General features: G+C 65.9%; 2 protein-coding genes. One reads left to right on the plus strand and one right to left on the minus strand.

Annotated features, from left to right (window positions below; genetic code table 11):
- Positions 1-224: 224 nt before the first annotated feature.
- Positions 225-971, plus strand: coding sequence for a Rep protein (locus SM755_RS23265; RefSeq protein WP_323174787.1), 747 nt, complete (start codon positions 225-227; stop codon positions 969-971).
- Positions 972-1,230: 259 nt separating this feature from the next.
- Here SM755_RS23265 and SM755_RS23270 read toward each other — a convergent pair.
- Positions 1,231-1,468 (minus strand): hypothetical protein (locus SM755_RS23270; RefSeq protein ID WP_323174788.1); only part of this gene is annotated, 238 nt, incomplete at its 5' end.

Below are 1,468 nucleotides of genomic sequence, written 5' to 3' on the forward strand. Positions count from 1 at the left end.
CCGAGCGCCGGAACAGCGGAGGGAGGCCCCCGCCGACCGGAGCGGCGCGCAGCGAGGGCTTGCCCTCGACCGCGGAGCCGGCGCGCATGAGCGACCGGAGGGAGCGCCACCGACCCGCTGTGCGGGGCGGTGCGGTCTTCACTTGACGTTCGTTAGAACAAGTCAAGAGACCCAGAGCCACCGGCGAACGGGGAATACGGGCACCGAGCCAGCGAGGTTTTCCGATGAGTAGCACCGAACAGTCCAGGCTCGGCGATCACGTCGATCTCGTCGGCGACGACGACGACGAACGGCCCGACTGTCGGAAGGACCTCCAACACCTGCGCTACGAGAACCCCGAGAGCGGCGAGACAGCCCAGTACAGGTGTGGCTCGTGGGACTGCGAGTGTTGCGGGCACCGGCTCCGGATGAGTCTCATCGAGGAGATCGAGCGGATCACCGAGGAGCGCCCGGAGATGCGGCGATTCCTCACCCTCACCGTGGACAGTTCGGCACCTGTCGGACGGGAGCGCCAACACGAACACATCACCGACCGATGGAACGCTCTCCGGACGGAACTGCGGGATCGCTACGATGATCTGAGCTTCCTGTGGGTCCGCCACGAGGGCGACGAACGAGATCGTCCACACCTGCACCTGCTGGTAGATCGGTACCTGCCTCAGTCGGAACTCTCGATGCTGTCGCAACGTGTCGGACTGGGTGAGGTCGTCGATATTCGCCGTGTGAACGCCCGAAACGCGGCCCACTACATCAGCGCCTACCTCGGCAGGGGCGCACTCTCGCACCTGCCAGCTGGAGCTCGTCGATACGGATCGAGCGCCGACGTGGATCTCGATCCACGGAACACCGGCGGCGACGACGAGGAAACCGACTGGATTCTCGCGACGTACGACGAGATCGTCGAGCGCTGGATCGGCGCGACCTCCGGGGACTTCCGGCGTGATCCGGATCGGGAACCGCCGCCGGACTAGATCGAGCATTAGCGTTGGAACAGTCGGGTGGTGGCTCCACCTTCAGCCACCCAGCCGCCGACCCTCCGGGTGATCCGGAGGTAGCGATACTATTCGCTCGAGGCGCGCTGAGTGGTGACGGTCGGGAGCGGCCCCTTCACGGGGTCCGACCGACCGAGCCCGACAGCGCGCTGATCGGCGGAAGTGCTAAGAGTGGCGCGGTAGACGTTCGTCTCAACAACAGGACTCCGTGAAAACCGACCGGGGGAACCCGGCCGACTCATCCGGCGTTCTCAGCGCCGAACGATCCGTTGCTAGATGGCAACACAAGACCAAGAGCGGTCTTGAGTCGGCTAAGGATTCTCCCGCCGAGCGCAAAGGCGTTTCGCCCTACACGACTCGGCTGGACTCTGCAACACCGCACAGCTACTGTGACAGCCTCCGAGCGCCGGAACAGCGGAGGGAGGCCCCCGCCGACCGGAGCGGCGCGCAGCGAGGGCTTGCCCTCGACCGCGGAG

Origin of the sequence: Natrialba sp. PRR66 (genome assembly GCF_034808065.1) — an archaeon.
Lineage (GTDB): Archaea > Halobacteriota > Halobacteria > Halobacteriales > Natrialbaceae > Natrialba > Natrialba aegyptia.